This window comes from Christiangramia lutea (assembly GCF_022489035.1).
In the GTDB taxonomy this organism is placed as follows: Bacteria; Bacteroidota; Bacteroidia; order Flavobacteriales; family Flavobacteriaceae; genus Christiangramia; species Christiangramia lutea.
In genome coordinates, this window is the sequence record NZ_JAKVTV010000005.1 from 129,577 (window position 1) to 145,226 (window position 15,650).

Consider the following 15,650-nt stretch of genomic DNA (forward strand, 5'->3'; position numbering starts at 1 on the left):
TATGACCGAGTATTATAACAACACTTTATGTATCCAGGCAGGATGGCTAATCGAGGCTGACATAATATCTCAGTCTAATTACAAGCTCCTTTCTTACCGCAACGCTCTAAATATTCTTAGAAGAGGTTGCCGTAATACTCCCGCCCTGGTTGAATATGACAGTATCCCAGATAGATTTAAAAAACAGATCGTAAAGAAAGTTGGTGATCCCTACAAAACCACTAAGCACATTCACTTCAAAGATTACCTTCAGCAGGATCTTGATGCCATAGACTTCTTTCATAAGTACACTATTCCAGATGGGAGCGCTTTACCTGAAGATCGCCAGAAAGAATATGCCGCCAATGCTGCAATTTTTAAGGCTATCGATGAGATCGTAAATAACAAGCTTGCTAAGCGTAAGGCTTTGGGAACTTCGGGTAATAAAGTGTGGAAGAAACTCGCAGAGATCATCCAGGATCTTCCATTGCATGAGTGGCCACATAAGCTGCCTAAAAATGCCAGAAGGCTTAAACAGAAGTTTACCAACTTTAAAACGGAAGGTTACGAAAGCCTGATCCATGCCGGTTTCTGTAATAAGAATTCAGAAAAGATTGGCGATGATGCAAAACAGTGGTTGATCGCGAGGTTTGCAGACCAGGTGAACCGAATTGCCAATATCGAGCAGCTTTGGGTAGAGTATAATGAGAAAGCTCCTTACGAAGGCTGGAAGAAAATCAAGGATGATCGCACGATCTACCTTTTCCTTAACCAGGAAGATATCAAACCGCTGTGGTATGGTTACCGTTATGGCGAATTAAAGGCCAAAGAGAAGTATACCTACTTCCATACTACCAAACTGCCAAGCATGCGCGACAGCTTATGGTATTCAGATGGTACGAAGTTGAACTTCTACTATCTGGACGGCAACGGAAAAATGGCAACCTGCCAGGTATACGAGGTAATGGATGCTTATTCTGAAGTATTCTTAGGATATCACATTAGCAAGACTGAAGATTACGAAGCCCAGTATTACGCTTATAAAATGGCGGCGAAAACTGCCGGTCACCGTCCTTACCAGATCGGCTTTGACGGTCAGGGTGGACATAAGAAACTGAAATCTGGTGAATTCCTTACCAAGCTTTCAAGACTTGCTATCAGGACTCAGCCGTATAACGGTAAATCCAAGACCATAGAGAATGCCTTCGGAAGGTTCCAGGCACAATTCCTAAAACGCCACTGGTTCTTTACCGGGCAGAACATCACCGCCAAGAAAGACGAAAGCAAGGCGAATATGGAGGTTATTCTTGCCAATACCGAAAACCTTCCAACGCTTAAGGAGGTGATCGCGATCTACGAGCAGGAAAGAAAGAACTGGAATCAGGCAATTCACCCTAAAACAGGGAAACCACGTCTTGAAACTTACCTGGAATCTGAAAATCCTGAAACCAAAGAACTGGATGTACTTGATATGATAGATCTATTCTGGATCTTAAGAGATAAGCCGGTAACCTATACGCCTTCAGGTATCAGCTTCAAAGAGAAAAAGGTGCAGTATGACTATGTGGTGTATAACGATGATCGTAGCGTAGATATGAAGTTTCATACAGAGAACATCGATAAGAAATTCTTTATCAAGTTCGATCCAGAAGATATGAGCATGATCTATCTCTACGAAGAAACTCCACTAGGTCTTAGAAGAGTGACCGCAGCCGAAACCAAAGTAGAGGTTTCCAGAGGTCGCCAGGAGATCACCCAATTCGAAGATGAGTTTATCAAGAAAATGCAGGAAGCCAACAAAAAGTCTCGTGTAGATATGCGTGACAATACCGAGAAGATCCTTGAGCAGTTTGGAGCTACTATCGAGCAGCAGGGATTAAACAGACCTGTTATAAAAGGCATCGAGAAAAAGAAGAAAAGGCAGAACATCAAGAAAAAAGTAAAAGAAGTCGAGATCGGAGAATATCAAAAGGAAGTCAGCAATGCTGTCTACGATGAGGAAGAGATCGACATCTATAGTGATATGTAAAAATAACAGCCCCCGGTTTTCCGTGAGAAAGCGAACCGAGGGCCAAACTTCAAAAACCCAAAATTATGACAAACCCGAACAAAGAGCAAATCGTTTTAGAACTGGAACGCTACGTTTCAAGGTACGACTCCCAGAATCAGGCGGCAAAAACCCTGAAAGGAGTTTCCTCTGCCACCGTAAGCCAGATGATCAACCGTAACTGGGATCTTATCAAAGACGAGATGTTTAGAAATGTAGCTTCTCAAATAGGCTACAATCCTAACCGAAAAGAGATCGTAGAGACTCGCGATTACAAAAAAGTGACCAGGTTACTGGCAGATGCGCAAAAGCATCACAATGTATTCGCCATTACCGGTGAAGCAGGAAGCGGGAAAAGCATCGCCTTAAAGTCTTACGCTGCGAATCATAAACGAGCGCACCTTTTACAGTGTAATGAGTACTGGAACCGTAAATACTTCCTTGCAGAGCTTCTTTTAGCGATGGGAAGGGATTATAGCGGGCTTACAGTGGCCGAAATGATGATGGAGGTGGTAAGAGTCCTTAAAAAGCAGGATAATCCCTTAATCATCATGGACGAGGCTGATAAGCTAAGCGACCAGGTACTGTATTTCTTTATTACGATCTACAACCAGTTAGAAGATCACTGCGGGATCGTACTGGTGGCTACAGATCACCTGGATAAGCGAATTAAGAAAGGATTGCGTCTTAACAAGAAAGGATATAAAGAGATCTACAGCCGTATCGGTAGAAAATGTATCGAACTAAATGGCGTAGGCCCTTCAGATATCACTCAGGTATGCGCCGCCAATGGTGTTACAGACCGTAATGATATTAAAGAGATCATTAAGGATAGTGAGAACGACCTGCGTAGGGTAATGCGCAAGATCCACGCCATCAAGAACCGAAAGAAATCTAAATAATAACCCCAAATCCCAATACTTAAATGCCCTTAAAAAGAGCGATCTCAGTAGACGAGATGTATAAAATGAAATTTGAAGAAATGCCGTTTGAAGGCGAATGGTTAGAAAGCTTCGGAAAACCTGAAAGATCTGGAGTATGGATCATCTGGGGACAATCCGGGAACGGTAAAACCGATTTTGCTATCAAAACAGCTAAAAACCTTACCAAATTCGGAAGAGTAGCTTATAACACCCTTGAGGAAGGCGCTCGTAAAAGTTTCCAACTCGCATGCAAGCGTAACCATATGCACCATGTAAAAGGAAAATTCATCATTCTCCAGGAAGGAATAGAAGATCTTGAAAAAAGACTCAATAAGCGAAAAGCACCTAACGTGGTGATCATCGATTCCTTTCAGTATACCGGACTCACCAAAACCGAATACAAGAGACTTAAAGCCAAATATCCTAAAACCCTTTTCATCTTCATTTCCCATGCTGAAGGAAAACAACCTGAAGGCCGTGCGGCAAAGTTTGTACGCTACGATGCCGATGTAAAGATTCGAGTGGAAGGATACAGAGCCTATGTCACGAGTAGATATGGAGGCGGTGAACCCTTTACCATCTGGGCTGAAGGTGCAGCCGAAGCCAGTGCAGACATCAAACCTTAAAAACATGAAAAAGCTAATTCAACTTATGCTGGAAATTTCAGCAGACAACTACGAGAAAATGATCATAAACCACTACCACCAGTGGTGCCTTATGCACAGCCATGAGGAAAACGACTGCCAGAAGCTATTGGCGAATCCGCAGCTGTTCAACTGGTGGCAGACCGAGTACAACCGCTTGCAGCGAAAGTTCATCAAAAGAGCTTACGAATTCCATACAAAGGCAGATAAGCTGGTATTAAGAAAATACCATGCAGAGATCGTGGCCCAGGTAAAGGATTTCTACTGCAAACCGCTTTTAAGCAAAGCCCGAAAACAAGAACCAATAACACCTCAATTCAATTAGTATGAACAAAAACACCCACACCGGACCTATCAGCGATCAAGATAAGATCTACGCTCTAAAACGCAGGATCATCGACCTTAAACTGGTTTTAGGATGGTCTCTGGAAAACGGCGGACTTACCACCGGACAAAGAACCTGCCTGCACCAGGAATGCGCAGGATCTCTTAAACAGATCTCGGCCATAGAAAACGATTCTCCTTACCAGGGCATAGATGGTTATAAGATCGCGCAGGATCTTGAGCAGAAAGTGACTCATATCCTCCGGGTGATCGATAACACGGGGTGGGTGAAACAGGAAGTAAAATATTAACTCAACTATATCTTAATTATGAACACAGTACAACCAAATGTACCGGGAGTAAACGTCCCACAACTACAAACCAGAAGGTTTACAGAAAGTCTTAACGAGATCATCGTGCCTAAGCATGATTCCAAACTCAAATTTGAAAAAGGCATTCTGGTAGCCGCCAAAGCCAATACCAACAGACCGCTTAACTCGGCTACGCTAAACCACCTGATCTATTTCGCTGATAGCTGGAACCAGGAACTTAGCCTTACCAGATCTGGCGAAGGAATACGAATCGAATTTAAAATCAAGAAATAACTATGGAAACCGAAAATCAAGAAACGGAGATATCAGAATTTGAAGGCTATAAAGGATGTGCCTTAGTGATCCTTTCCTTCTTCGTAGGATTATCTCTTCTAATCGCAGCAATAGGATATTTCAGTTAACACTCAAATCATAAAAAATGGAAACACTAGAAAAACAAAAATCAGCCGCTGAGATGAGTTCACAGGAACTTGAACAGCTACTTCAGCAACGCCGGGAAAAAGAGAAGGCCGAGCAGGAAAAGGAAAAAAAGCAGTACGAAAAAGACAAGCAGGATTTTGTACAGCATTCCGGTTCCAAGTTCAAGCAGCTTCACAACGAAATGAAAGAACTGAAGGATTACACCATTGCCGAGGCCAATAAGCTGTATGAGCGCATGTATAAGGTGGAAGGGAAAGAGCCGAAAGAAACCAAGTCTTTCACGCTTAAGAATAACGATGATACGGTAAAGGTTACTGTAGATCGCCAGGAGCGTTTTGAGTTTACCGAGGAAGCTATTGTGCATATAGATTCTATTAAAGAACTGTTCAAAGAGAAATATGCTAATCGCAATAAGAAGTTATACGGTTATCTGGATGAACTTCTTATAAAAGGTAAAACCGGTGAATATGATCCAAAATTGATTGTAAAGATCCGTAGAAAGGCAATTCAATTGGATGATGAAGAAATGCTAGATCTCATTAATAAGCTTTCTGGATGCCAGCGAATGAGAGATACAGCCCTTTACTGTCGATTATATATCCGAAGTGATAAAGGAAAATGGGAAGATGTTTCCCTGCAATTCTCAAGCCTGTAAAATGAATTATCAACAAATGATAGATGGCCATATCGCCAGTATCAAATTTAAAAACTCCCCCGAAAATGAGTGTAGAAATAATACAGGAAACAGACAGAGATCTAAAAGTGAACGGCAAGAAAGTATCCCAGGACATGGACGGCATGTGGAAGGGACTTCAGGAACTCACTGATACCGAAAAAAGGTTTCTGGGCGAATACATTATGTGTATGGAAATTTCCTCGGCCCCACTGAATGCAACCTTTACCGTATAAGCATGGAAGATCCATTCTTTGAGACATAGCCCTGGCAAAAGGAAAAGGCAGAGAAAGCCCTGAAGATCGCCAAAGAGAATGAAGCAAAGAAGATGAAGGAAGGTGCCAAGTACCTCCGGGTTGACAGAAAGACCTGGAAACTGAAAAATTGAAATTAAACCCACGTGGCGGAATTGGTAGACGCTATTAGTAGGCTATCCTTGAGGGTGCGCAGTTAAATAATCCCTCTCGCTGTAAGATAGTGCAGGTTCGAGTCCTGCCGTGGGAACTAAGGATGCTACCCGCATCAATGCGGGTTGGTTCTACAACCTTATAAACACTCAATATAAGCTTACCGACTTATGAAAGCAACGAAAGAACAGAAACAAGCCATTTACCGGCTTTGCGGGTATCAAAAGGATACCAAAGAAGAATATGTGCAATGGGTTACCGGCGATGTAAATAAGACCAGTACCAACGATCTCAGCTTTGAACAGGCGAATAAGATCATTAAGCAAGCCGGTGGTACTCCTTATAAAAATAAGACCGATAACTGGGCCTTTTTTAATAAGGATAACGGAAAACATAAATACATCCTTTCCCTTTGCCGCCAGTTAGACTGGACCACTCCAGATGAACGCTTTGGAAAAGTGGTAGACCTTAACCGACTGAGCGAATGGTTAAAGAGCGATAAATCACCGGTTAAAAAGCCCTTAAAGAAGATGAATGCCAGGGAATGCAGTAAGATCATTACCGCCCTGGAAGGAATGATAGATACAAAATTCAAATAATGAAATGTACCCACCCTAAAGATCCGGTTATAAAAGTGATTGGATCTAACTGCACCTGCGAGGTGACCGTAAAAGCCTGCCCAGATTGCGGAAAACATTTAAGTGAACCTGAAACCGATTGTTAATCATGGAAAGAGAAAAAAGATGCCCCACTTGCAATGGTAAATGGCCTACCTATATGGGCTGTTCCAGAAGTTGGAAAGAGGAGCTTCATTGCTATGGATGTGGAAAGCCTGTTGAAAACTGTAAATGTTCCAGAATATGACTTACGAACAGAAATTAAGAGAAAATAAGCGGCTTTTAGAGAATTACGTGGCTTTTCTAAGTGAATGCACCACCTACGAGGACAGGTTAAAGCTAAGCAGCGAAATAGGCCGCCTGAACGATCAAAACAAGCAAATAGAGAAAATGGAATACCAGTATACCAAAAAGGATATATCTGATACAAAAATCGAGACCAACGCCATTTTTTGGGGAGTAAAAGTTAACCCGGTAGAGCCATTAAACACTTTTAAAAGAAAAAAAGACAAAGTAGCACTATGAAAATAGAATTAAAACTAAGCACCGATACGCTTATGGCGGCTAACAAGATCCTGAAAGAAGTCTATAACCTTCCGGTTTCCTGTGTAAGCCGTGAGAATGTGTATAAGAGTATCGGGATGGATCTGGCAGATAAGTTTGACAGTAAGTGCAAGGCGCAAATTCGCAAAGCCAACCTGTTCGAAAATAAAAAGGTGAAGCTCACTTTAAAATATCATGAAGCCTGGGCACTCGAAGCTCTTATTGCCGACCTCACCGATCAGCTTATTGAAAACAACGAATACCAGCGCAGCCTGTTATTCACCTTAAGAAGTACCATACATCAAAAATTAGCATAATGGACGAACAATTCACAACCTATACCGTTACCGGAAAGAATTCACCTATTGTATGGCAGTTTAAATATCATTTAAACGGTCTTTTAGCCGAGTTTAAACTGCTGGAAGGCGAACTGGACGCCAAGCAGATCAACTGGTTATTTGTAAAGGGAAAATTCCCCTACCGTGAAGACCAGATCAAGCAATGGAATACGATCCCGGAATTCGATATTAAAATAGGAGAGCCAGATCTTAGTTTCGATTCTTTCTGGAATGCCTATGGCAACAAAGTGGGAAAAAAGAAGATGGCAGAGAATACCTGGAAGAAACTATCTAAAGCCGATAAGCTTAAAGCCCTGGAAGCCATCAAGCATTACAATAATTACCTGAGCAGAAAGCACGGCATAGATAAAGCACATCCCACTACCTACCTAAACCAGGAATATTACCATAACGAATGGAAATCTGCAGTATAAAGCATTATTAATTTAACTCAAACTTAAAAAAATGACATTATCATTCTCTCAAAAATGGCCTAAATCATTATCTAAACATATGCCCAGGCCAACTACACTATTTCCTTTTAAGGTTCTTAAATCACTTGAAGAAGAATATCCAGAAGCCATGCATGCTTTTAAAATGCGAACCTTCTTTAGTTATGATCGCTTCGAAGGATTCTACTCAGGTATAATGCAAAGCGTATACCCCAAATTGCATACAATAAGGGAAGACAAAGGCGATAACTGGAAAGCAGGCCGGGATATTCACTTTGTGATCAATAACCGTTCAAAGAACCGCTACCAGTTTGCACCGGTTATCACGGCAGTAAGTATCCAGAAAATTGAGATTAAATACATCCCGCTTTCTAAACCACTGGGCGAAATGAGACCTTTTGTAAAGATCGATGATAAACTCATCTTCGGAATAGATGGTTACGATGACGGCAGAATGACCGAATTGGCAATAAACGATGGCTTCGATTCAAAAGAAGATTTCTTTGCCTGGTTTAATGCTGACTTTATCGGAAAGATCATTCACTGGACTAACCTTAAATACTAATCTAAACCAAAACCCAATGAAATCACTATTACAACCCCTTTTTAAAGCGATCACTTTTTTACTGTTTATCATTATCATTTGCGCCCTTATTGGCTGCGATAAAGACCCGGTACGATGGGACAATCATTATATACATTTCTACCCGGAAAGAATGGACGTGCTGTATGTACGCCACGGAAATACCAAATTCCATAAAGAAGACAATGGCGATAATTACCAGGTAGAATATAGCGAGTTCGAGCAGGACGGGATTAGGATGTTTCGCCTTAGCGTAACCTCTTTTCAACATGATATTCACTATGCCTGGTTCGATGGATTTTATAACCTCGATAAATACGGCGAAAAGGATATGGAAAAAGAGATCGAATGGAAAAAGGAATACCGCAGCTTCTCGGCCACTGGCAGACTCCTTGAAAGCGAATATTACGAGATCAGCCTTACCAGGGATAAATTTGAAAAGCGATAATTATGATAGATAAAGAATATTTAGACAAGTTAAAGGATGAAGATTATATAGCCTGGGACAGTTTAGTAAATGACCCGATGATTGTTGGTAGTGATTCCGGTACAGGTATAATTTTACCTGTAATAGTTATGATCATTTTAATAGGTTTGATTATTGCCGGTTTTATTGGATTATTATAGAGGGGATTCTTCCCCTCTTTTCATTTATTGAAAAAACAGTATCTTAGAACTATGAAAAAATTACTAGTCTTAGCATTTGTCTTATTTAGTTTTCAGGTATTCGCACAGCAAGTCGACGTGCAGGAGCTTATCCAAAGGGCTGAAGTAAAGCTTCAGGAAGATCCGGCCTCTTCAGAAGCCAGGAAGTATTTAAGGATCGCCCTGGAAAGCGAACCAATGCACGAACAGGCCAACTACCTGCTGGCAAAATCACATCTTACCGAAGGGCCTAGCCATTATGTAACCGGGTATATAGATAAAGCGATTGAAGCCGCGCCACAAAACACCGCTTACCGTTGGATAAGGGTTCAGGCGTTAATGGGCCAGATGAATATGTTTTCTGGAGTGCGTACTAAGATGATCGATAAAGCCCAGGCAGATCTTGACTTCCTTGTGGAGAAAAACGACAATAAGGGAAAAGCCTTTTTATTAAAGGGAATCCTGTATAATGAACTGGGTGACGAATGGAAATATAAACTTGCCGATGAGCAGAGCGAGAAAGAGACCAATTACAAAACCGCTAAAGCATATTACCAGAAAGCCCTTGATTATATAGACAAAGCCGTTAGCATCGATAAGAAGTACAGCGCAATGGTAGATACCAGGGCGATAGAGTTCAAGATGAGCCAGCTTAACAACAAAATTGCCCAACTTTAGTTTAACATTTATATAAAATGCTGAAAGCCCCTCCTGTAGGGGCTTTTTTAATTTAGGTTGCGCGGTATTAAGAAAGCTTTTACATTTGTAGTATCTACTACTATGGCAAGAGATCCTAACCTACACGCTCGTCGAAAGAATATGGTTCTTTCGTTTTATAAAAAGCTTGATAGCGTCTATGAGCATGGCGTTAAAAAACACACTACCATCTGGTGCATCCATGAGACCGCCGAAAAGTTCTTTCTGGCTCCTAAAACGGTTGAAGGATATGTGTATGGCGGCTAAACGTCATAAAGATCATTGGCCTTAACCACCGCTGCCGGTTCGGCCTTGTCTACCTGTACTTCCATACTTTCAAATTTCAGTTCATTCTCCAGTACCTGGGCAGAACTATCGCTAACCGTTAGTTCATAACGCTGCACATATAAAAGATTGGCGGTTCCGGTCTCTACGGGATCAAATCCGGTTCTTCTCATTTCGGCAAAGTATTTCCCGTGCGATCCATGAAAGCAGGCATTTATTTTAGTGAGCAGATCCAGAAAGGCCAAAGCCTTTTGCTGTCGCTTGGAACCTCTTTTGGTATCGGCAAAGGTTTCAAAGTACAGATACACCTCGGCCTGTAATCTTAATTGCTGAAGCTTCTTTCCCTGGTCATCGGTATCGATGATCCTGTAACTGAAAAATACCGCCGGAGCTTTAAAGGGATGTTCCTCTTCCATAAATCCCACCTGTTCACTCCACAGGTCTACGTGTTTGATCTCGGGAAGATTGTCGGTGATCCTTTTCTCATGTTCCAGGTATAAGTCCTTTAGATTTTCCATTAGTTCGAATTGTTTTTAAATCGTTCTACGATAGCTTTAAAGAAAAGCCCTTCTATATGTTCATTGAATTGTTTGGATTCTCCCATAAACTGCCTTTTCGGGATCTTCACATTAAAGTGGCTCTTTTTGGTAAGCGCCATGCCTTTCCATTTCGCCTGTTTGGTAGATTTATACATATACCAGAAATACTTGCGCATCTTTTTGGTTACCGGGATATTGATGGTTCCACCTTCATTATGTATTTGCGCATGCTTTGCCGTGGCTGAAAGTTCTACTTTCTCCTGGCTGCTATGCGTTACCTTAACTGAATCCCGTAACCCGCCAGATTTAACCAGGATAGCCCTGCCGGGATCTGCATCGTCTTTCCTTTTCTGCCACGGAGTAAAACCACTATCGGTAAAGCCTTGTTTTTCAAAATTGGAAAGCACGAAATTCAGCATTTCCACCTCGGCGATGGTTTGCGCATCCTTCATTAGCTCCCGGCCTATTTTCTGAAAATCGGGTACCTTGTCCATCCTAATCTTTTAAAAGATTTTCTAATTGCCCGGTCTCTTTCTTCAGGATCTGCTCCCGGGTAAGTTCCAGGGCTTTCTCCTTTCGGGTAAAGAATACACTGCTGATCTTTTTGGCGATGTTCTGCCCAACTTCGGTAACCACTTCCAGAGCTTTCATTTTTGAATTATCCAGGTTGAAAATAGCCGTATCGGTTTTGATGGATTTTAATTCACTCTGGATATCCTTAGCGGTTTTCACCTGCTTTAGGTTCGCTGTTTTCTCGTTAATGCTAAAGGTGGCATTCTTTTCCTTTTTGAGAATAGAAGTATCTACCTGGGGCCTTAGTTGCACTTTTGCCTTCAGGTCTTTTGCCAGGATCTTTCCGGTGGAAATGTGCTGTACGATATTCTTTGGATCTGCCCAGATGGAAGTTTCCAGTTTCGCCTTTCCTTTTTTGTAAACTTGCTCATAGTTAGGTTCGCTTAACTTCAGGCTCTCAAAGCCCTCACGAATCTTTTTCACTTTGTCCGGAGGAAATACAAAATAGGGATGTTCGGTATCGAAAGTCTTTCCTGTTTTACCTACATTATTATTGAAACCCATAGCGGGACTTCCTTTAGGAGTTCCTTTAGTGGCCGGTTTTGTGGTCTGTACTACATAGCATCGACAAGGCCCCCATCCATTTGGCGGATACCATCTATTCCAATAATCGTCATCTACCGGCTTTATAACATCATGTTGGTTCTCATGATCCTCCCGAACCTTTTCGTCCTTAACAGTTTTATACTGCAAATTTGGGTAAAGCTCTTTTTGATCTTCATATTTAGCCCATTTTTCAACCTGCGCAGAGGCTCTTTGTGCCGTTTGAGCTTCTGTCCTTAGATAATTTCGATTGTACTCATCATTCAGCTTTAAAGCTTCTTTTTTGAAGTCTTCAAAAGAACGTGGTTCGCCATCTTCACCCTGCAAAAGGAAATTCAGCTTTGCGGTTTCCTGGTATGTTTTGGCTCCCGAAAACCTATAAAGGTTCTGGCGAAGCTCCAGTTTGCGTTCGGCATTAGAATCATAATTATAATAATCCTTGCCATAACCCTGCCCGGCAGCTTCATTAAGATCCTTATAGATATTCTTTACCAGATCTGTATTAAGATCTTCAGGTTTCATTTTTCCCTGGTGAAGATCTTTAGCGATCTTTTCTATTAACCGGGTATAACTCCCCAGGTCTACCGCTTCGATATTTAAAGAATCGTCTGGCTTTCTTTCCTGGTAATAGGAAATGATCTCGTTAGAGACCATAGCGTTTAAGCTTTGCTTTGAATTCGGCTTTTTTTTTTCGCCCTTTTCATTGGGCGTGGCTTCAGCGATCATCTGGCGAATCCCGGTAACCGGAATTCCCGTTTGCTGGGTGATGTATTCTATATCTACATCGTAACCTGCGCTGGATAGCTTCACTACCGTTTCTACCAGGTCTTCTGGGCTGAGTTCTTTAGACTCATCCCACTCAAAGGAATAATTGGTGATTCCTTTATAAAGCGGGCTGATCATTTCCATGCGCCAAAGCAGCTCGTCATTGATGAGATAGGCAATATCTGTCTTATCTGCATCATGGCGATCATCTGCCACATCCTGCATCACTTTCAGGCTGCCATAAGTGCCAGATTTATCGTTGGAGTTGGTGGTCCCGTCCTGTCCTAAAATGCCTTTAGACATTTCAGAGTTCATTCGTTTGATTAGATCATCAAAGACCGCCTTGGCATTCGCCCCGTTGGTCTGCATTACTTCGATCTTCTCATTACCCTGAAGCACGGCCCAGTGGTTATTCACCATGGAAGCCATCATTTCGGCTAATTCTCTATGCCTGGTATCGCTATAAGAATCTGTAGTAACCCAGCGTGGCGGAATTCCATATTTCTCACAGAATTCTGTCCAGGCAGCTTTGGCGAATTTCTTTGCCAGTGCATCTGGCGCAACGTCTTCCAGAAGGCCCAGGTCATTGTTACTTCCAATCTGTATATAATAAGGTTCGTAAATCCCTTCCTTATATAGATAACCCTGTTCGTCCCCAACTTCCTTCACGATAATACCATCTTCAAAAAGGCAGTTTTCACGTGGGATAAGATTGGTTGCTTTTAAGGCCATAGTCTCGGGATCGAGATCCCAAAGCTCTATCACGGTTGTACCGTGAAACTTCGCCATCATGGCGTGGTAGAGAAAGCGGTTAAACCATTTAGATTTAAACAGCTTCTGGATCTCCGGGTTTTCCTTTCCGGCAGCGTCTACGATCTTGAACTTGGAACCCATGATCTTTAAAACCCTGGTCTGTATATCAGATTTCAGGTGAAGATCCCGCGTTATAGACCTGTACACCTCCATCAAAGGCGCACGGTTGGCATTTTCAGCTAAAGAAGCCAGTTCTACGGCATCTTTCCATGACTTTATAGACTGGACGCTTAAAGACTGCGATTTGGGTAATATGATATTGGAAGGCCGGTTAAGCCTGTTATGTGATTTGCCTATTCTGCTATTTTGTGATCCCATTACAAGTATTGATTTTGATTGGTAGAATTACCCCAAAGCACTCCTTTTTGTTCATCTTCAGGAAGCATAGGAAGTTCCGGGTTTTCGTTGCCGTCTCGTACCGAGTTAAGCCATGCCATGACCTCCTGATATTCGTCTTTAAGATCTGAAGGCATTTTTCGTGCAGCATTTCTCCTGATAAGTCTGTAACTAACAATCCCACTCACCGCCCAGATGATAAGATCCCGTCCTGCGTAATTTGCATTGGTGAAAATAACATCGGTATCATAGCGTTTTCTAAGCTTGCTTTTCACCAGGGAAATAGCCTGCTTTTCTATATTTTGAGTGGCTTCGATATCTTCCTGTTCGCTATCGACCAGGTAATCTTCAAAAACCCTGGTCTCAAGATCTTCAAATGCTAAAAACTGTAATTCCATTAATACAAATGTTTTCGTTCTACTCTACCCGTGGAGATCGCGCCGCCACGTTTGGTATAAATATGTTTGCTCAGGAAACTAATGCACTGCTCATCGGCATCGGGTGCATCATCATGTCCTTTATAATTCGGTTCGATCCCGAAAAGCTGAGACAATCCCACCTGAGTATCTTTGTGAGACTTCATCTTTTCGTTATACCATACACGACCATTCTGGTAATACGGATGCATGGAGATCATACGGTCATACTTCCTTACTCTTGGAGTATCTACGCGTGCCATTCTTAGATCCACGCCGTGCAGCTCTTCCATTTCTGCAATGGTTCGCTGTACCTCGTCATTCCAGAACTGGCTTTCATGCTGCCAGTGAATGAATGCTGAAGGCGGTAATTGCTTCTGGAAGTCACAAATGAATTCCAGGGCAGCCCGCATCTTCGTTTTCTTTACGAATGAAGTGATATAGTAGAACTGCTTGTCTTTAAGTCCCCAGATCCTAACCGCATTATAATCGGCAGTAGAAGTACCTGCATAGGCAACATCCCAGTGTCCCACGATCATTTCAAAGTGATCTATTCGCGGGAGTTTTGCCCATTGTATATGCTCATCTTTAAAGATCTTTCCTTCTACATGCGGTTCTTGGTTATATTCAGCCTGAGCCGCCAGTATCCCGATCTCGTCTTCTACGGTCTTAAAGTAAGTATCGCTGTATTTTTCAGGCCAGCTTGGTTTATAGGTAACCGAGTCGTAAGCCTTGATGTGATGTACGAACCAGTCTGGGTGACGTTCCTGAAGTTTCTTCTGGATCATCACCGGGGCAAAAGCGTTGTTTGCCTGGACAAACCTTCTAATATCACCGTCCATCGTTGGCAAAAGGTGTTTTTCCACCCATTCCACCACCTCGTCCTGCCTGCGTTCGTTTTTAGTGGTCTGGGCAGTTTCGCAGTCGTCCATTACAATGAAGTTAGGACGCAGGTTCTTAACACGAAGTCCACGGCAGCTTTGCCCCATACCAATCGCCTGACCAATAAAACCGGACTGCGTGGTATAGAAACCATCTTCCCAGCTTCCCAGGTTCTTTTGTTCGCCATGATCGGCGATGATCTGCGGATTGTTTTCCCATTCCAGGCGAAGATCTTCCAGTAACTGTTTGGCCTTATCGTAGGAGTTACCCACGATCACCATATACACCTTTTCACCTCTTAGCCATAGCCAGAAAGGAATAAGGATATCGCACACCACCGATTTTGCCAGACCGCGCCCCCATTCGGCAAATGCCTTGGCTGTTAAATGTTTGGAAAGGTATTTAGCCAATTCAATATGGAAAGATGCGGAAGGACTATCGGCATAGTGAGGAAAGTACCGTTCAACGGTCTTTGCAAAATCTTTCTTACAGACTTTAATAGCGGCCTTGCGTTCCTCCTTAGTTTCGTTAGGATTTACCGATTGGGCATTCCTAATAAGGTTGATCTTCTCAAGAATCCGCTTTTGTGCTATTTTATCCTGGTGTTTCATCTACGACCTGAAAAACTTCTCGGTTGCTCTTTCTTCTTTATTCTTAAAACTGAAAAACTTCTTTTTAGCTTCAGAGGTAATTATCCTTTTATCGGCTGTATGGTTGATCTTGTTTTCCCTAAAATCATAGAAGATCCCGGTGATCACTTTAACTCTCCATTTTCCACGTTCCAGTCTTTTCTCCTGGACAATCTGCCCTATCTGGTAACCGCATCCTTTTTTAAGCAGGTATGCGCCTATCTCCATTTGCCATTGTTTTAATGG

Annotated in this window: 25 protein-coding genes and 1 tRNA gene; 20 read left to right on the plus strand and 6 right to left on the minus strand. The window is 42.3% G+C overall.

What is annotated here, in order from left to right; genetic code table 11:
- The first annotated feature begins 1 nt into the window (after position 1).
- The 20 genes from ML462_RS13900 (at position 2) to ML462_RS13985 (ending at position 9,890) form a co-directional block, all read left to right on the plus strand.
- Complete coding sequence (locus ML462_RS13900; protein ID WP_240714434.1) at positions 2-2,008, plus strand: hypothetical protein; 2,007 nt, start codon at positions 2-4, stop codon at positions 2,006-2,008.
- A 65-nt stretch (positions 2,009-2,073) separates the two neighbouring features.
- Positions 2,074-2,928 (plus strand): AAA family ATPase, encoded by an 855-nt coding sequence (locus ML462_RS13905; protein ID WP_240714435.1) that lies wholly within the window; start codon positions 2,074-2,076, stop codon positions 2,926-2,928.
- Between the two features lie 23 nt (positions 2,929-2,951).
- The gene (locus ML462_RS13910; RefSeq protein ID WP_240714436.1) at positions 2,952-3,575 is read left to right on the plus strand and encodes a hypothetical protein; all 624 of its coding nucleotides are present in this window, start codon (positions 2,952-2,954) and stop codon (positions 3,573-3,575) included.
- Between the two features lie 4 nt (positions 3,576-3,579).
- Positions 3,580-3,918 carry a hypothetical protein gene (locus ML462_RS13915; protein ID WP_240714437.1) on the plus strand — a complete coding sequence of 113 codons (339 nt, stop codon included), beginning with the start codon at positions 3,580-3,582 and terminating at the stop codon, positions 3,916-3,918.
- Position 3,919: 1 nt separating this feature from the next.
- On the plus strand, positions 3,920-4,228 hold the full coding sequence (locus ML462_RS13920) for a hypothetical protein (protein ID WP_240714438.1): 309 nt from the start codon (positions 3,920-3,922) through the stop codon (positions 4,226-4,228).
- A gap of 18 nt (positions 4,229-4,246) precedes the next feature.
- Positions 4,247-4,522, plus strand: a complete 276-nt coding sequence (locus tag ML462_RS13925; protein ID WP_240714439.1) for a hypothetical protein — start codon at positions 4,247-4,249, stop codon at positions 4,520-4,522.
- Between the two features lie 2 nt (positions 4,523-4,524).
- Positions 4,525-4,650, plus strand: coding sequence for a hypothetical protein (locus ML462_RS16115; RefSeq protein ID WP_262914768.1), 126 nt, complete (start codon positions 4,525-4,527; stop codon positions 4,648-4,650).
- A 17-nt stretch (positions 4,651-4,667) separates the two neighbouring features.
- Entirely contained in the window at positions 4,668-5,324 is a 657-nt protein-coding gene (locus ML462_RS13930) for a DUF3164 family protein (protein ID WP_240714440.1), read from the plus strand.
- A 65-nt stretch (positions 5,325-5,389) separates the two neighbouring features.
- Positions 5,390-5,578, plus strand: coding sequence for a hypothetical protein (locus ML462_RS13935; protein ID WP_240714441.1), 189 nt, complete (start codon positions 5,390-5,392; stop codon positions 5,576-5,578).
- 158 nt (positions 5,579-5,736) lie between these two features.
- Positions 5,737-5,846 (plus strand) — tRNA-OTHER (locus ML462_RS13940).
- Positions 5,847-5,919: 73 nt separating this feature from the next.
- The gene (locus ML462_RS13945; RefSeq protein ID WP_240714442.1) at positions 5,920-6,348 is read left to right on the plus strand and encodes a hypothetical protein; all 429 of its coding nucleotides are present in this window, start codon (positions 5,920-5,922) and stop codon (positions 6,346-6,348) included.
- Complete coding sequence (locus ML462_RS16120) at positions 6,348-6,473, plus strand: hypothetical protein (RefSeq protein ID WP_262914769.1); 126 nt, start codon at positions 6,348-6,350, stop codon at positions 6,471-6,473. The genes ML462_RS13945 and ML462_RS16120 overlap by 1 nt, the downstream gene beginning before the upstream one ends.
- A 136-nt stretch (positions 6,474-6,609) precedes the next feature.
- Entirely contained in the window at positions 6,610-6,891 is a 282-nt protein-coding gene (locus ML462_RS13950; RefSeq protein WP_240714443.1) for a hypothetical protein, read from the plus strand.
- Positions 6,888-7,226: a hypothetical protein gene (locus ML462_RS13955; protein WP_240714444.1), complete on the plus strand. Its 339-nt coding sequence runs from the start codon at positions 6,888-6,890 to the stop codon at positions 7,224-7,226. Before ML462_RS13950 ends, ML462_RS13955 begins: the two co-directional genes overlap by 4 nt.
- Positions 7,226-7,681 (plus strand): hypothetical protein, encoded by a 456-nt coding sequence (locus ML462_RS13960; RefSeq protein ID WP_240714445.1) that lies wholly within the window; start codon positions 7,226-7,228, stop codon positions 7,679-7,681. Before ML462_RS13955 ends, ML462_RS13960 begins: the two co-directional genes overlap by 1 nt.
- Before the next feature lie 31 nt (positions 7,682-7,712).
- Positions 7,713-8,264, plus strand: a complete 552-nt coding sequence (locus ML462_RS13965; protein ID WP_240714446.1) for an antibiotic biosynthesis monooxygenase family protein — start codon at positions 7,713-7,715, stop codon at positions 8,262-8,264.
- Positions 8,265-8,280: 16 nt separating this feature from the next.
- Entirely contained in the window at positions 8,281-8,730 is a 450-nt protein-coding gene (locus ML462_RS13970) for a hypothetical protein (RefSeq protein ID WP_240714447.1), read from the plus strand.
- A 2-nt stretch (positions 8,731-8,732) separates the two neighbouring features.
- On the plus strand, positions 8,733-8,909 hold the full coding sequence (locus ML462_RS13975) for a hypothetical protein (protein WP_240714448.1): 177 nt from the start codon (positions 8,733-8,735) through the stop codon (positions 8,907-8,909).
- A gap of 51 nt (positions 8,910-8,960) precedes the next feature.
- Positions 8,961-9,605, plus strand: a complete 645-nt coding sequence (locus tag ML462_RS13980) for a tetratricopeptide repeat protein (RefSeq protein ID WP_240714449.1) — start codon at positions 8,961-8,963, stop codon at positions 9,603-9,605.
- 102 nt (positions 9,606-9,707) lie between these two features.
- The gene (locus ML462_RS13985) at positions 9,708-9,890 is read left to right on the plus strand and encodes a hypothetical protein (protein ID WP_240714450.1); all 183 of its coding nucleotides are present in this window, start codon (positions 9,708-9,710) and stop codon (positions 9,888-9,890) included.
- Here ML462_RS13985 and ML462_RS13990 read toward each other — a convergent pair.
- From ML462_RS13990 to ML462_RS14015, 6 genes are read right to left on the minus strand one after another with little or no spacing between them, the layout of a single operon-like run.
- Positions 9,887-10,426: a hypothetical protein gene (locus ML462_RS13990; protein WP_240714451.1), complete on the minus strand. Its 540-nt coding sequence runs from the start codon at positions 10,424-10,426 to the stop codon at positions 9,887-9,889. The genes ML462_RS13985 and ML462_RS13990 overlap by 4 nt on opposite strands.
- A complete protein-coding gene (locus tag ML462_RS13995) occupies positions 10,426-10,941 on the minus strand; it encodes a phage virion morphogenesis family protein (RefSeq protein WP_240714452.1) in 516 nt (171 codons plus the stop codon). Before ML462_RS13995 ends, ML462_RS13990 begins: the two co-directional genes overlap by 1 nt.
- Position 10,942: 1 nt before the next feature.
- The gene (locus ML462_RS14000) at positions 10,943-13,459 is read right to left on the minus strand and encodes a phage portal protein family protein (protein WP_240714453.1); all 2,517 of its coding nucleotides are present in this window, start codon (positions 13,457-13,459) and stop codon (positions 10,943-10,945) included.
- Positions 13,459-13,875: a phage protein Gp36 family protein gene (locus ML462_RS14005; protein ID WP_240714454.1), complete on the minus strand. Its 417-nt coding sequence runs from the start codon at positions 13,873-13,875 to the stop codon at positions 13,459-13,461. Before ML462_RS14005 ends, ML462_RS14000 begins: the two co-directional genes overlap by 1 nt.
- Positions 13,875-15,386 carry a hypothetical protein gene (locus ML462_RS14010; protein WP_240714455.1) on the minus strand — a complete coding sequence of 504 codons (1,512 nt, stop codon included), beginning with the start codon at positions 15,384-15,386 and terminating at the stop codon, positions 13,875-13,877. Before ML462_RS14010 ends, ML462_RS14005 begins: the two co-directional genes overlap by 1 nt.
- Entirely contained in the window at positions 15,387-15,632 is a 246-nt protein-coding gene (locus tag ML462_RS14015; RefSeq protein ID WP_240714456.1) for a hypothetical protein, read from the minus strand.
- Between the last annotated feature and the right edge of the window lie 18 nt (positions 15,633-15,650).